The organism is Microbacterium sp. zg.Y909 (assembly GCF_024626565.1).
On record NZ_JANJFJ010000002.1, the window covers coordinates 22,493 to 44,015 of the forward strand.

General features: G+C 70.9%; 20 protein-coding genes. 9 read left to right on the top strand and 11 right to left on the bottom strand.

From position 1 onward, the window contains the following. Positions 1–139: 139 nt before the first annotated feature. Both NQ160_RS00125 and NQ160_RS00130 read right to left on the bottom strand, forming a co-directional pair. Complete coding sequence (locus NQ160_RS00125) at positions 140–1,696, bottom strand: GMC family oxidoreductase (protein ID WP_257513192.1); 1,557 nt, start codon at positions 1,694–1,696, stop codon at positions 140–142. Between the two features lie 110 nt (positions 1,697–1,806). Next, positions 1,807–2,643 (bottom strand): glycosyltransferase, encoded by an 837-nt coding sequence (locus tag NQ160_RS00130; RefSeq protein WP_374113615.1) that lies wholly within the window; start codon positions 2,641–2,643, stop codon positions 1,807–1,809. A 473-nt stretch (positions 2,644–3,116) separates the two neighbouring features. On the opposite strand from NQ160_RS00130, the gene NQ160_RS00135 reads away from it, so the two are divergent. Next, complete coding sequence (locus NQ160_RS00135; protein ID WP_257513194.1) at positions 3,117–3,731, top strand: acyltransferase; 615 nt, start codon at positions 3,117–3,119, stop codon at positions 3,729–3,731. A gap of 25 nt (positions 3,732–3,756) precedes the next feature. On the opposite strand, the gene coaA is transcribed toward NQ160_RS00135, so the two are convergent. Continuing rightward, entirely contained in the window at positions 3,757–4,728 is a 972-nt protein-coding gene (coaA, locus tag NQ160_RS00140) for a type I pantothenate kinase (RefSeq protein ID WP_257513195.1), read from the bottom strand. 88 nt (positions 4,729–4,816) lie between these two features. On the opposite strand from coaA, the gene NQ160_RS00145 reads away from it, so the two are divergent. Further along, on the top strand, positions 4,817–5,761 hold the full coding sequence (locus NQ160_RS00145) for a Ppx/GppA phosphatase family protein (protein WP_257513196.1): 945 nt from the start codon (positions 4,817–4,819) through the stop codon (positions 5,759–5,761). A 218-nt stretch (positions 5,762–5,979) separates the two neighbouring features. Here the strand turns inward: NQ160_RS00145 and glmM are convergent, their stop codons facing one another. Genes glmM through rplM form a run of 3 tightly spaced genes read right to left on the bottom strand, consistent with a single transcriptional unit; the run spans position 5,980 to position 8,309 of the window. After that, on the bottom strand, positions 5,980–7,344 hold the full coding sequence (gene glmM, locus NQ160_RS00150) for a phosphoglucosamine mutase (RefSeq protein WP_257513197.1): 1,365 nt from the start codon (positions 7,342–7,344) through the stop codon (positions 5,980–5,982). Positions 7,345–7,355: 11 nt separating this feature from the next. Beyond that, positions 7,356–7,832, bottom strand: coding sequence for a 30S ribosomal protein S9 (rpsI, locus tag NQ160_RS00155; protein ID WP_257513198.1), 477 nt, complete (start codon positions 7,830–7,832; stop codon positions 7,356–7,358). 30 nt (positions 7,833–7,862) lie between these two features. Further along, entirely contained in the window at positions 7,863–8,309 is a 447-nt protein-coding gene (gene rplM, locus NQ160_RS00160; protein WP_257494842.1) for a 50S ribosomal protein L13, read from the bottom strand. A 288-nt stretch (positions 8,310–8,597) separates the two neighbouring features. Between rplM and NQ160_RS00165 the strand changes: the two genes are divergently transcribed. The 3 genes from NQ160_RS00165 to NQ160_RS00175 are packed head-to-tail and all read left to right on the top strand — an operon-like array spanning position 8,598 to position 10,177. Continuing rightward, positions 8,598–9,260 (top strand): hypothetical protein, encoded by a 663-nt coding sequence (locus tag NQ160_RS00165; RefSeq protein ID WP_257513199.1) that lies wholly within the window; start codon positions 8,598–8,600, stop codon positions 9,258–9,260. A 2-nt stretch (positions 9,261–9,262) separates the two neighbouring features. Then, positions 9,263–9,967: a PRC-barrel domain-containing protein gene (locus NQ160_RS24800; protein ID WP_257513200.1), complete on the top strand. Its 705-nt coding sequence runs from the start codon at positions 9,263–9,265 to the stop codon at positions 9,965–9,967. Positions 9,968–10,000: 33 nt separating this feature from the next. Further along, complete coding sequence (locus NQ160_RS00175) at positions 10,001–10,177, top strand: CsbD family protein (protein ID WP_257513201.1); 177 nt, start codon at positions 10,001–10,003, stop codon at positions 10,175–10,177. 84 nt (positions 10,178–10,261) lie between these two features. Here NQ160_RS00175 and NQ160_RS00180 read toward each other — a convergent pair whose 3' ends face one another. Next, a complete protein-coding gene (locus NQ160_RS00180; RefSeq protein ID WP_257513202.1) occupies positions 10,262–11,608 on the bottom strand; it encodes an HNH endonuclease in 1,347 nt (448 codons plus the stop codon). 343 nt (positions 11,609–11,951) lie between these two features. Between NQ160_RS00180 and NQ160_RS00185 the strand changes: the two genes are divergently transcribed. Continuing rightward, complete coding sequence (locus tag NQ160_RS00185; RefSeq protein ID WP_257513203.1) at positions 11,952–12,551, top strand: arsenate reductase/protein-tyrosine-phosphatase family protein; 600 nt, start codon at positions 11,952–11,954, stop codon at positions 12,549–12,551. A gap of 74 nt (positions 12,552–12,625) precedes the next feature. Here NQ160_RS00185 and NQ160_RS00190 read toward each other — a convergent pair whose 3' ends face one another. Continuing rightward, complete coding sequence (locus tag NQ160_RS00190) at positions 12,626–13,852, bottom strand: hypothetical protein (protein ID WP_257513204.1); 1,227 nt, start codon at positions 13,850–13,852, stop codon at positions 12,626–12,628. A 111-nt stretch (positions 13,853–13,963) separates the two neighbouring features. Between NQ160_RS00190 and NQ160_RS00195 the strand changes: the two genes are divergently transcribed. Then, positions 13,964–15,325 (top strand): polysaccharide biosynthesis tyrosine autokinase, encoded by a 1,362-nt coding sequence (locus NQ160_RS00195; RefSeq protein WP_257513205.1) that lies wholly within the window; start codon positions 13,964–13,966, stop codon positions 15,323–15,325. A 90-nt stretch (positions 15,326–15,415) separates the two neighbouring features. After that, a complete protein-coding gene (locus NQ160_RS00200; protein ID WP_257513206.1) occupies positions 15,416–16,882 on the top strand; it encodes a polysaccharide biosynthesis tyrosine autokinase in 1,467 nt (488 codons plus the stop codon). A 66-nt stretch (positions 16,883–16,948) separates the two neighbouring features. Here the strand turns inward: NQ160_RS00200 and NQ160_RS00205 are convergent, their stop codons facing one another. Both NQ160_RS00205 and NQ160_RS00210 read right to left on the bottom strand, forming a co-directional pair. Continuing rightward, a complete protein-coding gene (locus tag NQ160_RS00205) occupies positions 16,949–18,472 on the bottom strand; it encodes a glycosyltransferase family 39 protein (protein ID WP_257513246.1) in 1,524 nt (507 codons plus the stop codon). Positions 18,473–18,477: 5 nt separating this feature from the next. Then, positions 18,478–19,287, bottom strand: a complete 810-nt coding sequence (locus NQ160_RS00210) for a glycosyltransferase family 2 protein (protein ID WP_257513207.1) — start codon at positions 19,285–19,287, stop codon at positions 18,478–18,480. Positions 19,288–19,352: 65 nt separating this feature from the next. Between NQ160_RS00210 and NQ160_RS00215 the strand changes: the two genes are divergently transcribed. After that, positions 19,353–19,835, top strand: coding sequence for a GtrA family protein (locus NQ160_RS00215; RefSeq protein WP_257513208.1), 483 nt, complete (start codon positions 19,353–19,355; stop codon positions 19,833–19,835). On the opposite strand, the gene NQ160_RS00220 is transcribed toward NQ160_RS00215, so the two are convergent. Next, entirely contained in the window at positions 19,801–21,432 is a 1,632-nt protein-coding gene (locus tag NQ160_RS00220) for a DUF4012 domain-containing protein (protein WP_257513209.1), read from the bottom strand. The genes NQ160_RS00215 and NQ160_RS00220 overlap by 35 nt on opposite strands. Positions 21,433–21,523: the final 91 nt, after the last annotated feature.

Consider the following 21,523-nt stretch of genomic DNA (forward strand, 5'->3'; position numbering starts at 1 on the left):
GCGAGCGTGCCTCGCTCGTGCAGGTGTCCGCACCACCCCTGGCGCAGACACGACCGGTGTCCCCGCCTGCAGTGTATAGGCAAGCGGCGGCCGGACACCAGGCTCGATCGCCGGCCCGGGGACGAAGGGCCCTCGCGGCTCAGTCCGAGGTCACCGGCGCCGGCGCGCCCCGCCCCGACCGCTCGGACAGGTGGTGCGCCAGGCGCACCGCCAGCCCGGTGGCGAAGAAGGTGGGGTTCGCCTCGGACGAGGTGGGCAGCAGACTGGTCGACGCGATGTACAGGTTCGGCACCCCGTGCACGCGACAGTCGCCGTCCACGACCCCCTGCTCGGGGTCGGCGCTCATCCGCGTCGTCCCGATGCTGTGGAAACCGTCGGTCGCCTGCTCCCAGGCGAGGGCGCGTGCGCCGTCCTCGTCGGCTGCGCGGTACTCCAGCCGTCCGAGGCCCGCAGCCCGCAGCTCCGCGTCGAGCAGCTCATGGCAGCGCAGCACCGAGTCGACGTCGGCTTCGAGGTAGCGGTAGTCCACACGCAGCACCGGCGTGCCGTCGTCGCCCTTGGCGAGCACGACGCGGCTGTCCGGGTTGGGCAGCTGTTCCGCGTGGTAGTGCAGCGAATAGCGGCCGCCGGCGTTGTGCAGGATGAAGCCGGGCTTGCGCACCCGCGAGGCGTAGCGACGCAGCAGGATGTCGAGCAGATCGACGGCTGCCTGCCAGGGCCTGCGCAGGATGTTCCGCACGTGCGGGCCGACCCGGTAGGGCCGCGGACCGACATGGCGCAGGCGTATCCCCTCCGCCAGCAGGATGCGCCCGAGGGGCGCGATGGCGATGCCGAGGAAGACCGCCGACAGGGTCGGATGCCGGTGCGAGTGGTCGTGGAACGGGGGGTTGTCGATGTAGAAGCTGGTGTTGAGCACGCGGTGGCGCCGTTGCGCCTCGGGCGCCAGGGTGAAGCGGCGACGGATGTAGGTGTCGTGCTCGTCGCGCTCGAAATCGAGGTCCCTAGCCCGCGCGGCATTCGTCAGCACGATGTCGGCGATGGTCCCCGTGGCATGGCCCATGTAGTACCGGCCGAGCGGTCCGCCCGCCCCGCCGAAGAGATGGGGATGCCGGGACTGCACGTCCAGCAGCGCGCGCGTGACCTCCAGGCCCCCCATCGCCAGCACGTACGACTTCCCGTGCAGGGTGAGGCGCTCACCGCGACGCTCCGCCACGAGGCCCGCGACCGAGCCGTCGTCGGCCATGTCGATGTCGACCAGCCTGCAGTCCAGCAGCACGGTGACGCGGGGGTGCGCGATGACCCGGGATCCGAGGCCACGGGCGAGCCGCGGCTGGCGGGCCCACCGTTCGAGGTTGGACATCGTGAATTCCGACAGCCCGTCCCAGTCGGGGCGCGAGGAGCGGAACACCGCCGAGCCGCAGTCGATGTAGCGCGCGGTCTGCTCGAGCCACGGCGCCACATCGTCGAACCGGATCGGCCAGTCGCTGAGCGGGACGTAGTCGCGCGGTTCGAAGTCGTTCGGCTCCAGGGCGACGCACCGGCCACCCCAGAGCCACGAGGTGCCGCCCCACCCCCGCCGGGTGGTCAGCGCGGCGTCCGCGTGGCGCACCGGATCGGCGATCTCGGTGCGGAACGCCGCGTCGAACGGGATGTCCCGCTTGCCGGAGCGCAGGTTGCCCGCGTCGAGGAGGAGCACACGGCTGTCCTTCTCGGCGGCGGCCAGTGCGAGGGAAAGTCCGATCGGCCCTGCTCCCACGACCACGCAGTCATAGCCCGCCTCCCCGTGCTGAGGCGTGCGCCGCGGGATCATCGGGGTGTTCCGCTCACGCGGCTCGAGGCGTCGCGTTCCCAGCGCGCCCCTGTCGAGTCTGCAGTCGGCGGGCGCACACGCACACGCAGACGCACACGCGAGGCGAGCGTGAGCGCGATGTACCAGGCGGCGTCGATGGCGCTTCGCGGGCCCCGCACCGACGAGAGCAGCGCGCGGGAGCGGTGTGCCGCCCCCGAGGCGATCTGCAGGTCGACGTAGCCGCGCCGCTGCCGGGCGAGCACGCCCAGGAGCGTCCTCACGTCGCGCGGGGTGTGCACCACGGTCGGGGAGGCGTCGACGACCCGCTTCTCGTCGTACGCGAAGTGCCCGTCGAACCAGGAGTCCTCGGCGATGACCGCGGCGAACCGGTCGAAGCGACGATGACCCGCCTCGTTCGTGCCGTACGCGCCCGCGCCCCACTGCCGTCGCCGCTGTCCGGGAATGCGGGCCCGCGCCCGGTAGTACGCCCGCACCGGTGCGGTGGCGCCACGGACGTCGTACACGTGCGGCGGCCTGGCCGCGAGCACGCCGGGCCGCCCGAGCTCGGCGAAGACCGCCAGCGCCGCCTGGGGGTGAAGCTCGACGTCGGCGTCGAGGTACAGTCGCGGCCACGCCGTCGCCACGCTGTCGGCGAGGTTCAGGGCGTCGGTCTTGGATGCCGTGTCGAGCTCGACGACGCGGACGCCCGGGAACCGACGGGCGATGTCGGCGGTGTCGTCACGGCATCCGTTGCAGGCGACGATCACCTCGACGCCGTCGAAGGCGGCCAGCGGGGCCAGCGAGCGCAGCGCGCGTCCGATCACCGCGGCTTCGTCGTGCGCGGGGATGATCACCGCGCCTGTGGGCGGCGCGGCGAGGTGATCGCTCCGGCCGGCATCCCCCGGCCGCATCCCCGTCGCCGTCCGCCGATGCGTCGGCTGATGCGTCTTCCTGGCGCCGCACCGCGGCCGGTCGATCACGCCGCCGTCCGGCGGAGCGCTCCGCCACGGCGTCGCCGTCCACCTGTCTTCGCGAGCGCCCTCGGCCTCCCGCTGCGTCAGACTCCCCATGGTCTTCCCCCGTCACGTGCCGGCAGCAAGCCGGTGCACGCCTTGTCGGCGCGCCGCAGGCCATCCTGCGGCGTCGGGTCCCCACCCCCCGGTGCGGGAGAAGCCGAAGCTCCTCGCGGGCAGTGTAGCGACAACAGGCATCCGAGCAACGGGTTTCGCCTGTGCTCCCTGTCGTGCGGGCCGCCGCGGCGCGCGGGACGTACGTTGGAGGGGCCCGCATCGCGGCGCACTGTCTCGTCCCCCCGAGAGGAACCACCATGTCTCCCACCGGCACCCCCGCCGACGCGCCTGTCGTTCATCCCTCCGCCGACGTCGACGACGGCGTCGAGCTCGGCGCCCGCACGCGGGTGTGGCACCTGGCGCAGGTGCGCAGCGGCGCGCGGCTCGGGGCGGACTGCAACATCGGCCGCGGCGCGTACATCGGAACCGGAGTCGTGCTCGGCGATGCCTGCAAGGTGCAGAACTACGCCCTCGTGTACGAGCCTGCCGTCATCGGCGACGGCGTGTTCATCGGCCCCGCCGTGGTCTTCACGAACGACGAGTTCCCCCGCGCGGCGAACCCCGACGGTTCGCTCAAGAGCGCCGACGACTGGCATGCCGTGGGCGTCACCGTCGATCGCGGAGCCTCGATCGGCGCCCGCGCGGTGTGCATCGCGCCGGTGACGATCGGCGCATGGGCGCTGGTGGCCGCCGGTGCCGTGGTGACCAAGGACGTCCCCGCGCACGCGCTCGTCGCGGGAGTGCCGGCCAAGCGCATCGGCTGGGTGGGGCGCGTCGGACGACCGTTGGTGGCCGAGGGCGATCAGTGGGTCTGCCCGGAATCCGGCGAGCGCTATGTCGAGGACGGCGATTCGCTGCGGCTGCTGCCGTAGCGGCATCCGCCGCGTTGTCCCCCCGTCAGAGCTTGCGCAGCAGCACGCGCTCCACGGCGTGGTCGGCGCCCTTCTGCAGCACCAGGGTCGCGCGGTGGCGCGTGGGCTCGACGTTCTCGCGCAGGTTCGGAAGATTGATGTCGTTCCAGAATCCCAGGGCGAGCTCGACGGCCTCATCGTCGTCCACCTGCGCGAACCGGTTGAAGAACGAGTTCGGGTTGCTGAACGCAGCGCGGCGCAGCGCCAGGAACCGGTCGATGAACCACTGGGTGATGTGCTCGGCGTCGGCGTCGATGTAGATGGAGAAGTCGAACAGGTCGCTGACGGCGACGTCGTGGGGCGACGGCGGGGGCTGCAGCACGTTCAGGCCCTCGACGATCACCACGTCGGGCCGGCGCACCGTCACGTGCGCGTCGGGGATGATGTCGTAGCGCATGTGCGAGTAGAAGGGGGCGCGCACCTCGGCCGCGCCGCTCTTGACCTCGGTGAGGAAGGAGACGAGGGCGCGGCGGTCGTACGACTCCGGAAAGCCCTTGCGGTGCATGATGCCGCGGCGCTCGAGCTCGGCGTTGGGGTAGAGGAACCCGTCGGTGGTGACCAGCTCCACCCGCGGGGTTCCCGGCCAGCGCGCCATGAGCTCACGCAGCAGGCGGGCGATGGTGGACTTTCCGACGGCGACGGAGCCCGCCACCCCCACGACGAACGGCGTCGTCGTGTCGCTGTCCCCGAGGAACGCGCTCTCTTCGGCGCCGAGCCGCTTGGTGTTCTCGGCATACAGCGACAGCAGGCGACTGAGGGGCAGGTACACCTCGCGCACCTCGTCGAGGTCGAGCCGGTCGCCGATGCCGCGCAGCTGCACGACCTCGGTCTCGGTGAGCGGGTTCGCCATGCCGCGTGCCGACCGCGCCCAATCGGCGCGGTCGATCTCCCGGTAGAGCTCGCGGGCAAGGGGCTCGGGGTCGGTTGCGGCCGCGCCGGCGGCAGGGGTCTCGGCCATCGCGCCCATCGTATCGGTGCCGCGCCGCGGGATCGTCGCATCGTCCGGGGCGTCGCCGCCGTGGCATCCGCCCCGCTACGCTGACCCCGTGCGCCTGGGAGTCCTCGACATCGGTTCGAACACCGTCCACCTGCTGATCGCCGACGTGATCCCCGGCGGCAGGCCTCACGCGACGACCAGCCAGCGCACGGTGCTGCGGCTGATGCGCTATCTCGAGCCCGACGGCTCGATCAGCGACGAGGGCGTGGCCGCTCTGGTGGCGGCCGTGACCGAGGCCCGCGAGACGGTGGCGCGAGAGAACGTCGCAGAGCTGCTCGCGACGGCGACGAGCGCGGTGCGCGAGGCGAAGAACGGCAAGGCGGTCATCGCGCGTCTCGAGGAGGTGCTCGGGCAGGAGCTGCAGGTGCTCGGCGGCGAGACCGAGGCGCGGTTCACGTTCCTCGCGGTGCGGCGGTGGTTCGGCTGGTCGGCCGGCCAGATCCTGCTGTTCGACATCGGCGGCGGGTCACTCGAGCTGGCGGCGGGGGCAGACGAGCTTCCGGATGCCGCGGCATCCGTTCCGCTCGGGGCCGGGCGCATGACGGTGAAGTACCTGCCGAACGACCCGCCCGGCGACGACGAGGTCGAGCGGCTGCGCAAGCATGCGCGCAAGACGCTGGCGCCGGTCGCGGAGATGTTCTCGGGAATGCCGCGACCCGATCACGTGGTGGGGTCGTCGAAGGCGATCCGGTCGCTGGCGAAGCTCGCGGGGTACCCGGTGCCGGGGTGGTCGGGGATCGAGCGCATGGTGCTGCCGCGCGCGGCGCTGAAGGCGTGGATCCCGCGCATGGCGCGGATGCCGGCCGAGGCACGCGAGGCGCTACCGGGGATCACGGCGGACCGGTCGTTCCAGATCGTCGCGGCTGCGGTGGTGATGCACCAGGCGATGAAGGCGCTCGACGTCGAGGAGCTCGAGGTGAGCCCCTGGGCCCTGCGCGAAGGCGTGCTGCTGCGCTACATCGAGTCGCTGTCCTGGAGCGCCCCCGGCTCCTGACGCTCGGCGAGGGGCGGAGAGGACCGCCCCCCAGTGACGCGGCCCTCTCGCGGCCCCGACCGCTCGTGCACGAGCGCGGACCAAGACGGCGGCGAAGAAGTGGCGACGTCGCGTGGGGGGATGCAACGTCAGCGCGGCTCCGCTGCCGTGCTCCCCTGTTCTATCGCATCCACGACGTCGCGCTCAAACCGGCGCGCGCGATATGACGTCGCCGCGCGTCAGACGGGAAGGGCGAGCCGGTCACGCACGACATCTGCGAGAGCCTCGGCCACGGATGCGGCGCTGTCGGCCGTCTCGGCCTCCACCATCACCCGCACCAGCTGCTCGGTGCCCGAAGGCCGCAGCAGCACGCGGCCCGAGAGCCCCAGCGATGCCGCCGCCTTCGCGACTGCCGTCTGCACACCCTCGTCGTCGTTCACCCGTGTGCGGTCGACGCCGGTGACGTTGATGAGCACCTGCGGGTACGCCGTCATCACCGATGCCAGCTCGGCCAGGGTGCGCCCGGTGCGTGCCACCTCGGCGGCCAGGTGCAGCCCCGTCAGCAGGCCGTCGCCGGTCGTGGCGTACTCGCTCATGATGACGTGACCGGACTGCTCGCCGCCGAGCGAGAACCCGCCCGCCGCCATGCGCTCCAGCACGTACCGGTCACCGACGCCGGTCTGTTCGACGCGGATGCCGTGGTCGGCCATCGCCCGGTGCAGGCCGAGGTTGCTCATCACGGTCGCGACGAGCGTGTCGTCCTTCAGACGCCCGCGGCGCTGCATCGACAGCGCGAGGATCGCCATGATCTGGTCGCCGTCGACGATGTTGCCGGCGGCGTCGACGGCGAGGCAGCGATCGGCGTCGCCGTCGTGCGCGATGCCGAGGTCGGCCCCTACGCGCACCACTTCACCGGCGAGCACGTCCAGGTGCGTCGAGCCGACACCCTCGTTGATGTTGATGCCGTCGGGGTCCGCACCGATCACGGTGACGCGCGCACCGGCATCGCGGAAGGTCTCAGGCGACACACCGGATGCCGCGCCGTGGGCGCAGTCCAGCACGACGTGCAGGCCATCGAGGCGATACGGAAGCGAGCCGAGCAGGTGCACGACGTAGCGGTCCTCGGCGTCGGCGAAGCGGGTGATGCGCCCGACGGCGCCGCCGGTGGGCTGCAGCTTCGGGCCGCCCATGGCCGCCTCGATGCGCGCCTCCACCTCGTCGGGCAGCTTCGAGCCGCCCCGGGCGAAGATCTTGATGCCGTTGTCGGGCGCGGGGTTGTGCGACGCCGAGACCATCACGCCGAAGTCGGCGTCGCGGTCGGCGACGAGGAACGCCGCCGCCGGGGTCGGCAGCACGCCGGCGTCGAGCACATCGACACCGGACGAGGCCAGGCCCGCCGAGACGGCGGCCGACAGGAACTCGCCCGAAATCCGGGGATCGCGGGCGACGACGGCGGTGAGCCGCTTGCCCGCCTTGCGCCGAGCCGCCGCGATACGCCCCTGGCCCAGGACGACAGCAGTCGCCTGGGCCAGGGAGAGCGCGAGGTCGGCGGTGAGGGAGCCGTTGGCCAGCCCCCGCACACCATCCGTACCGAACAGCGCCATGTGCGTTCGGATCAGCGCTTCGAGTACTGAGGCGCCTTGCGGGCCTTCTTGAGACCGGCCTTCTTGCGCTCCTTGACGCGAGCGTCGCGCGAAAGGAAGCCGGCCTTCTTCAGGGTCGGACGGTTGTTCTCTTCGTCGATCTGGTTCAGCGACCGAGCGATGCCGAGGCGCAGGGCGCCGGCCTGGCCCGAGGGGCCACCGCCGGAGATGCGCGCGATGACGTCGTAGCCACCGGCGAGGTTCAGCACCGTGAACGGGTCGTTGATCAGCTGCTGGTGCAGCTTGTTCGGGAAGTAGTCCTCGAGCGTGCGGCCGTTGACCGTGATGGTGCCCGAGCCGGGGACCAGTCGCACGCGGGCGATGGCCTGCTTGCGACGGCCGACCGCTGCGCCGGGGACCGACAGCACGGGGCGCGGTGCGCTGGCCTGCGCCTCTTCGGCGGGCGTCTCAGTGGAGTAGTTCTGCGGGGTCTCTTCGATGTTCGCCATCAGTTTTTGTCCTTAAATCTGAGGGGGCGCTTACTGGGCGACCTGGTCGAGGGTGTACGTCTTGGGCTGCTGCGCCGAGTGCGGGTGCTCGGCACCGCGGTAGACCTTCAGCTTCGACAGCTGCTGGCGACCGATGCTGTTCTTGGGCAGCATGCCGCGCACTGCCTTCTCGACGGCGCGCTCGGGGTTCTTCTCGAGCAGCTCCTCGTAGGCGACGGACTTGAGGCCGCCCGGGTAGCCCGAGTGGCGGTAGGCCCGCTTCTTCTGCAGCTTCTGGCCCGTCAGCGCGACCTTGTCGGCGTTGACGATGATGACGAAGTCACCCGAGTCCATGTGGTTGACGAAGGTGGGCTTGTGCTTGCCACGCAGGAGCGCGGCGGCGTGCGAGGCGAGGCGGCCGAGAACGACGTCGGTTGCGTCGATGACCAGCCACTCGCGCTGGATCTCGCCAGCCTTGGGGGTGTAAGTGCGCGTCACGATAGTGCTGCTTTCTTGTGTCGAACGGAGGAGTTCGTGAATCCCACTCCGGGGTGGTTCGAATCCGTCGAAGACGGTCGAACACGCCAGTGGAGGGCTCACGTTCGCGGTGCCGGCCAGCAGGCGGCCTGCACCAAAGAGACAGCTTAGCATGTCGGGGCCCGCTCCCCCTGCTGAGCGGGGCACGGGACCGCGGGGGCACCCTGTGCGAGCGGGCGAGATTACGCGCGGCATCCGACCGTTGCAACCCCCTCGCCGTCCGAAGCCCTGCCGATTAGCTTCTAGGCCATGACTTCTTCAGACCCCCGGGAGCCGGGCGCGCCGGTCTACGACGCCGGCTCCACCGGCGCCGCCGTGCCGGTGGATCGCACCCACACTCTGCAGCGCGACGTGCTCGCGCGCGAGAAGGACCGCTTCGGCGGGTTCAAGTTCGGGTCCGCCTTCTTCGGCTGGCTGACGGCAATGGGCACCGCCGTGCTGCTGACCGCCCTCGCGACCGGCATCGGCCTCGCCGTCGGCGCGGGATCCGGCGCGACCACCGACGAGGTGGCGGATGCCGTCGCCGACGACGCCACCACTGCGGGTGTGATCGGTGCGATCATCCTCGGACTGATCCTGCTCATCTCGTACTTCGCCGGCGGATACGTCGCCGGCCGCATGGCGCGGTTCAGCGGCGTCAAGCAGGGCCTCGCCGTCTGGATCTGGGCCGTCGTCATCGCCATCATCGTCGCCATCGTCACCGCCGTCGCCGGCAGCCAGTGGGAGATGTTCGGCAGCCTGCAGGGCATCCCGGCCATTCCGGTGGATGCCGAGTCGGCGACCCTCACCGGCATTCTCACTGCCATCGGATCCGCGATCGTCGCGCTCATCGGCGCACTGCTCGGAGGCGCGGCGGGCATGCGCTACCACCGCAAGGTCGACAGCGTCGGCCTCGGCCGACAGGAGAAGTGACAGTGATCAGCTCTCATGACATCGCAAGTCTCATCGGACGCCACGTCGTCGACGAAGACGGCCACAAGGTCGGCACCGTCGGGCAGGCGTTCGTCGATCCCGCCACCGGCAACCCCAACTGGGTGACGGTGAAGACGGGGCTGTTCGGCTCGTCGGAGTCGTTCGTGCCGCTGGAGCAGGCCGAAGAGATCGACGGCGAACTGCGCATTCCCTATGGGAAGGATGCCGTCAAGCACGCGCCCCGCTTCGACTCGGACGCGGAGCTCACTCACCGCCAGGAGGAGGAGCTGTACGCCTATTACGCCCTCCGTGACGCGCCGGACACTGCCGGCGACGGCGACGGGCGCAAGCACGAGCATGAGCACCAGCACGACCGCGACCACCAGCATTCGCACGAGCACGAGCACCAGAACGGGCGCGAGCAGGACCACGACCACGACCACGCCGATCCCCGCGACGAGTCGACCGACCGGGTCGACACGACCACATCGGCGTCGGCACCGACGGGCGACGCGGATGCGGCGGGCGGCACCGTCGCTCCTGCGCCGGTGGCCGACGGCGGTCTGCGGCTGCGGCGGTACGTCGTGACGGAGCAGGTGACGGTGACCGTTCCCGTTGCCCGCGAAGAGGTGCGGCTCGAACCAGAGTCGCCCACCGGAGCGGCACCCGAAGACGGTGCCGACACCACAACCCCCACTGACCGCTGACGCGGCCGTGGACCCCAAGAGAAGGAGATCCCCATGGGTGTTGGAGACGACATGAAGCACAAGGCCGAAGAGCTCAAGGGCCAGGCCAAGGAGGGCATCGGCAAGGCGACCGGTGACAAGTCGATGGAGACCGAAGGCCACGTCGACCAGGCCAAGGGCAAGGGCAAGCAGGCCGCCGATGAGGTCAAGGACGCCTTCACCGACAAGTAGGCCCACACATACATACAAGAAAGCGACCGTCCCCTTCACCGGGCGCGGTCGCTTTCTTCGTGTGCGCGCTCATGTGTGCGCAGCTCACGCCGGGACGAAGTCGAACCGCTTGCGCGCTCCGCGCCTCGGCGTTCGAGCCGGATCGATCCACGGTGGTGGGATGAACCACACCTCTGCCATGGCGCCCACTCCGTCGATGCGCACCTCGTAGCCGTTGTCGTGCACCCGATGGTGGCAGGAGTCGCAGAGCAGAACACCGTTCGCCAGGTCGGTAGGGCCACCGTCTCGCAGCCACCATCGCAGGTGGTGCACCCGGGTCAGTCCTGGCGGGGCGCCGCACCCGGCGCATCCCCCGTCGCGCTCGATGAGCGCCAGCTTCTGCGCTTTGGTGAAGAGCCGCTTCTTGCGCCCCCAGTCGAGGATCTCGCTCTTGCCGCCCAGCACGCAGGGGATCACCGCTCCGCCGGCGGCCATGCGCCGCACCGTGCCGATCGAGACGGGCTGGGTCATGCCGTCGATGACACCATTGCCCGTGCCGTTCTCGAGGTCATCGAGCGACACCCGCACCACCACGGTCGCTCCCTCGAGCGGCAGATCGGTGCGGTCGCACCCCAGGGCGTGGGCGCACAGCCGCGCGAGCGCGTCGGCCTGCAGCTGCGGGATCGAGCGGCGGGCCGGGTCTGCGTCGGGCGCGTCGGCGCTTCGCGGTGCGCGGAGGTCCGCCGTGACGAGTGCCTCGATCGCCGCCCGAACGGGGGCCGCATGCTCGGGGTCGAGCAACGCCGACAGCGACGTCATGCCGTTGCGCTCCTCCCGGATGTGCAGGTAGCGCTGCGAACGCAGCTCTTCTTCGCGCGGCTCGACGCCGTCGGGGTCGAGCCAGGCTTCGGCCCGCGCGATGACCTTCGCCAGCTGATCGCTGGTGAGCCCTGGGGCCTGCTCTACCAGCATCCGCTCTGCGGCATCCGTCGCCTCGCGCCCCGCACGCATGACCACCTTGTCGAGCATGCTGATGATCGCGGAGGCGGCCGCCGAGCCGATGCTCCCCGCCTCGACCCCGGATGCCACGTGCGGATGCCGCGCGGGCGCCCGCTCACCCGTGAGCAGCAGCCGGGGTGCGGTCGCTTCACCCACCTGCACCAGCCGAGCCGCCTCACCGTTGGTCGACCCCGTCGTGGCCGCGATGAGAGCCGTGGGATTGCGGTAGCCCTGCGACTTGGCCAATCCGTCGGGCCCGAGCTCGGGGCGCGACTGCCGGGCGATCTCGGCCGCCACCTGCGCGTGGAGCCCGTCGGTGAGCCTGCGCACCTTGCCGAGCTCATCGTTCAGGGCGACGAGGGATGAGCCTGTCGTCCCCTCGATCGCGCCCGCCGGCCACGCCTCCGCCACAGCGGAGACCGCTGCGATGAGGCTCTGGAGTGGCTCGCTCATACGACAGATGATACTCCGAAAGTGTCGCGGACCATAGAACATTGTTTCGCGCTGCGGATAACTCACCCCTCGAACGACGGGAATAATCCGCCGCCGAACCTGGAGCCCCAAATCGGATACATATTCGAGTCGGCACGGGCCCGCACGGGGTCCGAGCCCGGCTCGCGGCGGCGACGCAGCTCCACGGGCGCCCGGTGCACGCGGCATCCGCCGGGACTCGACACTTCGGATACTCACTCGACACTGCGAATACTCACTCGGCACCACGAATACTCACTCGCGAGCGCGGAGGGAGGCACCGATACAGTGGCACGGCGTCCGTACCCGAACCGAAAGGTCGTCCGTGTTCGAGATCATCACCGTCTGCACCGGCAACATCTGCCGCTCACCGCTGGCCGAACAGCTGCTGCGCACACGGCTCGCCGGGCTGCCCGGCAGCGTCACCAGCGGCGGCACCTACGACATGGGCGGCGTTGAGATGCCCGCCGAGGCCCAGCGACTCGCGGCGCAGCACGGGGTGCCGGCAGACCTGTCGGCCGAGCACCGCTCCCAGCTGCTCAACGCGCGCATGCTCGCCACACCCGACCTGATCCTGGCGATGGCACGCGAGCACCGCCGGTCCATCGTCGAACTGGCGCCCGCGCGCCTGCGCTCCACCTTCACCCTCCGCGAGTTCGCGCGGCTGGCGAAGGACACCCCGGATGCCGAGATCCTCGCGGCCGCCGACGCCGCGGGTGCCGAGCCCTCGGCGCGGCTGCGTGCGGCAGTGGCATCCGTCGCCGCGCACCGAGGCATCTCACTGCCGCCCGCGGACCCGGCCGACGACGACGTCATCGACCCGTACCGCCGCTCGTGGAACACCTACGAACTGTCGGGCTCGCAGCTCGTGCCGGCCATCGACGAGGTCGTGCGCGTCGTCCGCCTGGCCGTGCCCGCCGCCTGACGCACGCCCGGCGCTGACGCGCTCCCGGCCGCAGTCGCGCGCGCCCCGCGCGCCCGCCCTAACCGGCTGCGCGACTACCCGACGCTGCCGTCACCGGGCGGGTCGGTCACGGGAGGGTCGATCACCGGCGGGAGCACCGGTGGCTCCGTCGGCGGCACCACCGGCGGCACGCCAGGGTCGGTCGGCGCGCCGGGCTCGGTCGGCGGCACTCCCGGATCCTGGAAGCCGCCCGAGCCTCCCCCGGAGCCACCGGAGCCACCGGACCCTCCGGAGCCCCTGGCCTCTTCCTCGGCCGCTTCTTCCGCCGCGATCTCGTCGAGCACGCGCTGGTTGTCTTCTCGCAGCGCCTCGACCAGCGGCGGCAGCACGAGCATCGCCTCGATGCCCAGCAGGCCTCCGGCCTGACCCGTCGGCACCGCACCGGCCGCAGCCGTCAGCGCGTCCCGGAAGCTCTGGTCGGCCTGGTCGTTCTCAGCGTTGACCGTCTCGGCCCACGCCGGGAAGGTGGCGCCGAAGGCGGCCACCTGCGCGGCGAACCGGTCGCGCAGGTCGGTGACGCTGACCCGCAGGGCATGCATCCGCCCGCTCGGCTCCGCCAGCTCCGCCGTCAGGGCCTGAACGTCGTCGATCGCCGCTCCCACGTCGGCCAGCGACTCCTCGTCGATGGCGGGCCGAGCGTAGGGGGCGGGCAGCTCGGGGATCGCGAGAGCGTCGAGCCCGGCCCGATAGTCGGCGAGCGCCTGCATCGCCGCGGTCCGCGCGGGCTCGTCGGAGTATCCCTCCACAGCGACGAGCGCCGGCTCGAGGCGTGCGGCATCCTCCCGAGCGGTGGCGATGTCGGCCTCGATGCGCGTCGCCGACGCCGCCAGGCTCTGCTGGGCGTTCACCAGCGCGGCTTCGTCTGCGGCGAGCGCCTGCAGTGCATCGGCGGCAGGGCTCGCCGATGCGAGCTGGATGCCACCGAAGACCGCCGTCGCCGAGACGACCGCGACAGCGATCACCGCGACGATCACGCTCAGCCAGTCGGGGCGCTTGTGACCGCGCGTGGTCTTCTTCGTCTTCGTACCGCCGCCCGAAAGCACCACGGGTGCCGCATCCGCCGCCGCGCTCTGCACGAGGCGGATCAGTCGCGGAGTGTCGTCGACGGGCACCTGAGCGTCGCGCCGACGCCCGCCGGTCCCACCACGCTCGCCGCCGAGCATCTCGGCCAGGCCGGCATCGCTCGGCACCTCACGCGCTGCGCGCGCGAATTCGTCGCGGGTGGCCCGATCGTCGTCGAACAGTCCAGCGAGAGTGCTCATAGGGTCCTTGCGGAAACGAGGGCTGCGGTCAGCCGAAAAGGCGAAAAGCGACAAGACAATTCGTGAAAGGATACCTCGCGCAGGATATATCACCCCCGAGGCAGGAGCGTCATGGACCTTCACGACTATGTGCGCATCCTGCGCCGCAATCTCGTGCTCATCATTTCGCTCGCACTCATCGGCGTTTCCGCCGGTGCGCTGGTCGCTTTGACGACGCCGGCGCGCTATACGGCGTCGACGCAGCTTTACGTCGCCGTCGGCAGCAATGCCGGCACCACGTCGGAAATGACACAGGGCACGAATTTCGCGCGACAGGCTGTGACGACATACGTGAGCGTCATTCCCAGCGCCATCGTGCTCGATCCGGTGATCGCGCAATTGAACCTCAGCGAATCGGCCGAAGATCTCGCTCACCGGGTGAGCGCGTCTGCCGCGCTCAACACCGTCGTCATCGACGTCACCGTCACCGATGCGAGCCCCGAGCAGGCGGCGCGCATCGCCAATGCCATCGGCGAGAGCTTCACCACCGTGGTCGCCCAGCAGCTCGAGGCCCCCACGGGCGATCGACCCTCCCCCGTGCGCATCGAGACGCTGCAGCCGGCGCAGGTGCCGCTCACCCCGTCCGCGCCCAACATGCGCCTGTCTCTCGCGCTCGGCGGCCTGCTGGGGCTCGCGGCAGGCGTGGGCATCGCCGTGCTGCGCGAGGTGCTGGACACCCGCATCCGCACGGTCAAGGACGTGGAGGAGATCACCGGCGCTCCCACCCTGGGCGGCATCGCCCTGGATCCCCAGGCCAAGACGCGCCCCCTGGTGGTCGCCGCGGCCGCGCGCGACCCGCGCGCCGAGGCGTACCGGGCGCTGCGCACCAACGTGCAGTTCCTCGCGCTCGGAGACGGCCCCGCGGCCTATGTCATCACCAGCGCCGGGCCCAGCGAGGGCAAGTCGACCACTTCGGCCAACCTCGCCATCGCGTTCGCCGAGACCGGCGTCCGCGTCGCGCTGCTCGACGGCGACCTGCGCAAGCCCAAGGTGGCCGATTACTTCGGCATCGAGGGGGGTCTGGGGCTCGCCGATGTGCTGGTGGGCCGGGTCGCGGCATCCGATGTCATCCAGCGGTGGGGGCGTGGCACGCTCTTTCTGCTGCCGGCGGGGACCGTGCCGCCGAACCCGGCCGAGCTGCTCGGCTCGCCGGCGATGGCCACGCTCATGCGCCAGCTGAAAGGGGCGTTCGACGTGATCATCATCGATGCTCCGCCGACGCTTCTCGTGACGGATGCCGCCGTCGTCTCGCGTTTCACCAACGGCGCGATCGTCGTCGCCGCGGCGGGGTCGACGACCAAGCCGCGGCTGGCCAACGCCGTGAAGAACGTCGAGGCCGTCGGCTCGAAAGTGCTCGGCACCGTCGTCACGATGGTGCCGACGGCCGGCGCCGACAAGACCGCGTACGGCACGTACGCCTACGCGGCCCAGTGACATCAGGCCGGCCGGGCGTGTCCTGGGCGGTCTGCGGCGCTGTGGAAGAATGACCGAACCCGACCATCTCACCCCTTGGGAGACCCCCGCGTGGAACTTCGCGACTACCTGCGCATCCTGCACAAGAACTGGATCCTGCTTCTCGTGCTTCTCATCGCAGGCCTCGCCGGCGGCGCGGGGTATGCCTTCGTGCAGACCCCGAAGTACGAGGCATCCACGCAGCTGTATGTGTCGGTGCGCACCGAGGGCGCCGCAACGGGCGACCTCGTGCAGGGCACGACGTTCGCCCGCCAGATGGTAGCCAGCTACGTCGATGTGATCCCGACGGCGCTCGTGCTCGACCCGGTGATCGAGGAGCTCGACCTCGATGTCACGCCCGGCCAGCTCGCCGCACAGATCTCGGCCAGCACGCCCCTCAACACCGTGCTGATCGACGTCACCGTCACCGACGAAGACCCCGAGCTGGCCGCTGCCATCGCCGACGCCACGGCCGCGAGCTTCGCGCAGGCCGTGCAGACGACGCTCGAGAAGCCGCAGGCCGTCGATGCCGTCAGCCCCGTGCAGATCACGATCACACAGCCTGCGACGGCGCCCGCCGCTCCCGCCAGCCCGAACATCCCGCTGCTCATCGCCCTCGGCGCCCTGCTGGGCCTTGCCGCCGGTGTGGGACTGGCGGTGCTGCGCACGGTGCTCGACACCCGCATCCACACGCTGCACGACATCGAGGCGCTCACCGACAAGCCCCTGCTCGGCGGCATCGCGTTTGACCCCGAAGCCACCAAGCGGCCCCTCATCGTGCACGCCGACCCGCGCAGCCCTCGCGCCGAGTCGTTCCGCAGCCTGCGGACGAACCTGCAGTTCCTCGACGTCGAAGACGGCCCGCGCAGCTTCGTCGTGTCCAGCGCCGGCCCCAGCGAGGGCAAGTCGACCACCACCGCGAACCTCGCGATCGCCCTCGCCGAGACCGGCGCGCGCGTCGCGCTGCTCGACGGCGACCTGCGTCTCCCCCGCGTCGCGGACTACATGGGACTCGAGGGCGGCGTGGGCCTCACCGACGTGCTCATCGGCCGCGTACAGCTGGCCGATGCCCTGCAGAAGTGGGGCCCGAACCAGCTGTTCGTCCTCACGAGCGGTCCGGTGCCGCCGAACCCGAGCGAGCTGCTGGGTTCCTCGTCGATGGACCACGTGCTCGCCTCACTGACCGAGCACTTCGACTACGTGCTCATCGACGCGCCGCCGCTGCTGCTGGTCACCGACGCCGCCGTGCTGAGCAAGAAGACCCGCGGTGTGATCGTCGCTGCCGCGTCGGGAAAGACCAAGAAGCAGGATCTTTCCGGCGCCATCCGCACGCTCGAGACGGCCGGAGGCAACCTGCTGGGCGTCGTCGTCACCATGCTGCCGACGAAGGGCCCCGACAGCTACGGCTACGGCTCGTACACCTACGGCTCGACCCACCACCACGAGCAGGCTCCCGTGGAACTCACCCGGGCGCAGTCCAAGGAGCGGCGTGCGCGCCGCCGGGCTGCGGCGAAGGCCACGGCCGGCCAGAACGCCTGACGGCCGACCAGAACACCCGAGGGCCTCTGACGCCGGCGTCCCCGCCAAGGGGTGCCGGCGTCGCCGTCAGGGGGCGCAGACGACGAACGGCGGGGCGCTGGCGAGCGGCACCTCGCACGCCGCAGCATCCTGACTGAGCACGGGGTAGCCGGCGATGTTCGCCGGCGGAGCGTCGGTGAGGGCGACGTGCGCTCCCGACAGTACGACAAGGCTCACGGCGCCGCCCCACTGCGTGGCGATCCAATCGGCATCCGCCGCGGCCATCTGACCTGCGATCCTGCGCTGCTGCGCGAGCGAGGCCCCGTCCGATGTCAGGGCCACCGCCGCCGCTGCGGTGACCTGAGCTGTGGTGACGACCGCGACGAAGACGGCGACGACCACGAGCACGCCTTTCGTCGCCTGCGCACGGAGCGCGGGCGCAGTGGCCGTCGCGGCGGCCGCGCTCATTGACCGGCGCTGCTCCCCCGCACGCCAGAGCACCCCGATCGCGGGTACGACGAAGGCGAAGAGCACGGGCACGAAGGCGAGCAGGCCGGGCGCCGGGTGTCGCACCCACAGCGGCAGGTGACCGGCGGTCGCCCACCAGCCGACGTAGGTCAGCACGCCGACGGCGGCGCCCGCCAGCAGCGGCGCTGTGCGACGCACCGGCTCGGCGCCGCTGAGCGCCAGCGCCGCCGACCGCGGCGAGCGCAGCGCGACGACGACAGCAGTCACGATCAGCAGCACCACCACGACCGCCGTTGCGAGAGCGAGCGCACCGGGCAGATGCCACGAAGCAGCCAGCGTGCTCAGCTTCTCGGCCACGGTCGTTGCGACGCCGGGCTGACCACCGGTGCGCACGAACCGCACAGTGTCGCGCAGATGCTGCACGAAGCCCGCCGGCCCCAGGGCGATCAGCGCAGCGAGCTCGACGACGATCGTCGGGACGAGGGCCAGGATGCCGGCGATCACAGCCGCGCGCAGGCGGCGCAGCAGCGACTCGCCCGGCAGGCTCAGCAGCAGAGCGACGACGAGGGCGGGCGCGGCCAACAGCGAGATGTACTTCGATTGGATGGCCAGTCCGAAGAGCAGACCTGCCAGCCACGGCCGGCGCTGCACGAAGACGAGCGCCCAGGCGATGAGCGAGGCGGCCGGCACCTCGCCGAGGACGTCGGCGGGGCCCTGGATCGCCGACGGCGGTGCTGACGCGTCGAAGGCGAGCGGCACCGTGACGGCGAGCAGTCCCGCCCAGCGCCCACCGATACGGCGCCCGAGCACCCACAGGGCGGCCAGGAGGGCCAGGTAGAAGGCCGCCGGCACCAGCCGTCCGCCGACGACGAGATCGGCGCCCGTGGCCAGCACGGCCGCGATCGGCAGCAGCACGACCGGGCCGGTCGAGATGCGGGGGTCGAACGGCGTGAGCGTGCTGCCCGAGAGGGTGCCGTCACTGGTGTAGCCGTTGCCCGCCAGCAGGTTGAGCGGCACCGTCAGGTTGAAGGCCTCGTCCTCCCAGAGGCGGTTCTCCACGAGGCTCTGCCACAGCACGAGCAGCTGGGCGCCGACGAGCACAGCGGCCGCCACCCAGAACGCGGCATCGGCCACCCGCCGCATGGTCGTCACGCCGCGTCGGCGACCCGTGCGGGTCGGTCGGCGGGCGACGTACGCAGCTGCCGCATCGGTGCGGAGCGCCGCAACGAGAGCTGCCACAGCTCCCTCAGCGCCTGCCGCACGAACGAGCGCAGCCGCTTGGGCGGCAGCTTCGGCTGGCCCTGCGCACCCCACATGGTGCCGCCGGGGCCCCCGCGCCGTGGCAGGCTGCGCACCGGCACATACGCCACCCGCATGCCGAACCGTGCCTCGGCGAGCGAGAAATGCACGTGCGGCACCACGGCGTCGGGGCCGAGGGCGTCGATCAGCCGCCGCAGCGTGTCGGGGCGGTAGGCGCGCAGGGGGGTGTTGATGTCGGGCACGCTGCGGCCGGCGAAGGGGCGCACCACAAGCCTCAGCCCGAAGCTGAGCGCGCGCCGGTACCACGGGTCTTCGCGACCGCGGCGCACGCCGTGCACGACGTCGACACCCCTCGACTGCAGGGCGTGCAGCACCCGCGCCAGATCGGCACCTTCGAACTGGCCGTCGCCGTCGACGTGCACGATGACGTCGGCGGCCGTATCGAGTCCGGCACGATAGGCGGCGAGCGCGGTGGGGCCATGGCCGCGGTTGCGCGCCTGAGTCTGCACCTGAGCCGCCTCGACCCCGAGTGCGGCTACGGCCGCGGCCGTGGCATCGGTGGAGCGGTCATCGGCGACGATGATGTCGAGACGGGTCGCGAGCGGCGCGACGTGATCGCGGATCTCGCTGATGAACTCCGCGATGCCGGGCGCCTCGTTGTAGGCGGGCATGACGACGGTGATGTGCGTGAAACTCACGTGGCGATCCCCCGGGCTGGTCGCTGGTCTCTGCCCTCAGGCAACCCCTGTAGCGTAGTCGAATCATGTCGCTCCCCCCGCGCGCGAAGCGCCTCGTCGCGCTCGGCGCGCGGTTTCTCACCGTCGGCGCGATCAGCACGATCATCGAGATCGCCGTGTTCAACCTGCTGCTGGTCGGCTTCGGGTGGGATGCCGTCAGCGCCAAGATCGTCGCTTCGCTGGTCGCCCTCGTGAACGCGTACTTCGGCAACCGCCAGTGGACGTTCCGCCATCGGGCGCGTCGACGCCGGTGGCTCGAGGTCGCCTTGTTCGTCGCGGTCAACGCCTTCTGCACCGCGCTGGGCGCGGTGATCGTCTGGCTGGGTGTGGATGCCGCTGCGGCGCTGCTCGATCGAGAGCCCGGCGCCCTCGTGGTCAACGTGGTCAACCTGGCGAGCATCGTGGTCGTCGTGCTCGCGCGCTTCGGGTTCTATCACGGCGTGGTCTTCCGCGTGTCGCCCCCGAAGCCCGCGGCTACTCCGCCGGGCACCCCGCCGCGTCGACCGTGACGGGCGTCTCTCGCACCATCGGGGTGTGCCAGACCTGCACCGGTCCGTAGTCGGCGCCTGCGGTTCCCGAGAACACCGCGGTGACCGCGTGCGACGACGCGGGGTCGTTGATGACGTTGACCTTGACCGCCGGCCGACCCAGGTGCTCCACCGGTGTCGCCGTAACAGCCACGCCGTCAACCGATGCGGACGCGAACGTCGCGCCCACAGGGCCGTAGACGACGAGGTCGGTACTGATCACGCCCTTCGGGAAGAAGCGCGCAGGAGAGATGTAGCGGGCGAGGCCCGACACCTGATCGGGCTGCAGCGTCGAGGTCAGCGATGACGTCACGGTGAACGTGGGCGCCACGTCGGCAGCGACCGTGCACACGTCCGTCGCGACGGTGACGGCGGTGTCCATGTAGTAGTTGAGCTTGCCCTCGGTGACGTCGTTGACGTACGAGCCGAGCATGGTGGTCTCGGTATTGTCGGCCGGCAGCGAGCCGGCCAGCCGGGTGCCCGCGATGAGTTCGGCCTCGGTCGGCGAGGTCGGCACGTACATCAGCCGCCCCTCGTCGATGGCACGCGTCGCCTGCTCGATCAGCTGGCGCGGCTGCGTGACCGAGGTGAGCGACTCGAAGATCGCGCCCGCGGCCACCGCGAAGTACGCGTCCTGCATGCGGGGGTCGGGGTACCGGAAGTACACCTCGTTGAGCAGGCTCGCGACGACCGTGCTCGGTTCGAGCACGTCGCCGTTGGGCAGGCCCACCGGGCCCGTCGCCGCCATGAGATAACTGAGTGCGACGGGATCGATCGACACCGTGCCGTCGATGGGGGTCCCGAACGTCTCCGCCCAAAACGACCCCATGATGCGCGCCGACTCCGCGAAGTCGGGCGTCATCGTCACGTCCTGCATGTAGCGGCCCACTTTGTCGCCGTAGAGGGCCACCGTCGCGGGGTCGAGTTCGGCCACCGGCTCGGGCCGGCCATTGTCGAAGTCCTGGCTCGAGGCCTGCTGTGCGATCGAGATCGCACCGTCCTCGACGTGCAGCAGCACGAGCGCGGCCGGGTTGCCTCCCGTCCCCCGTGATTCGGCGTTGTTCTGCACGAGCACGAGGTAGTTGCGTGGCCCCTCGGCACCCAGCATGCCGGGAAGGACGGCAAGCGCCTGCTGCGCAGGGCCGATGAGCGGCTCGATCTGGGCGACGACGCGGTCGAGCTGGTCGACGCCGGATGCCACCTGGTCGATGAGCGCCGAGCGATCGATCGCATCGACGATGGCGCGCGCGTCGGCCAGAGCGGATGCCGCTTCGTCGACCACGAGCGCCGCTTCGGCGAGCTTGGCTGTGTCGATGCGACCGCCGGTCGGAGCGAGTCCGTCGAGACTCAGGCTGCTGGCCGGCTTCGCAGCGCGGTCGACCAGATCGTCGATCGCTACGGCGATCGTCCGCACGGTGGACAGATTCGGGCCGGCGAACGGCAACGTTTCGGCAAAACGCCAGAGGTCGCCGTCAGCTTGCGCGCGAGCATCGGCGGTGAGCTGCTGCAGACGATCAATGGTCCGTCCGGCTGCGTCGAGATCGCTCGCGAGAATCGCGTCTTTCGCCTCCTTCGCCAACGGAATAGCACTCTGTAAAGCATCTCGAGCACCGAACGCGCGGTCAGCAAGCGTCTTCGCGCTGATCAACGCGCCGATGACAATCCCGACG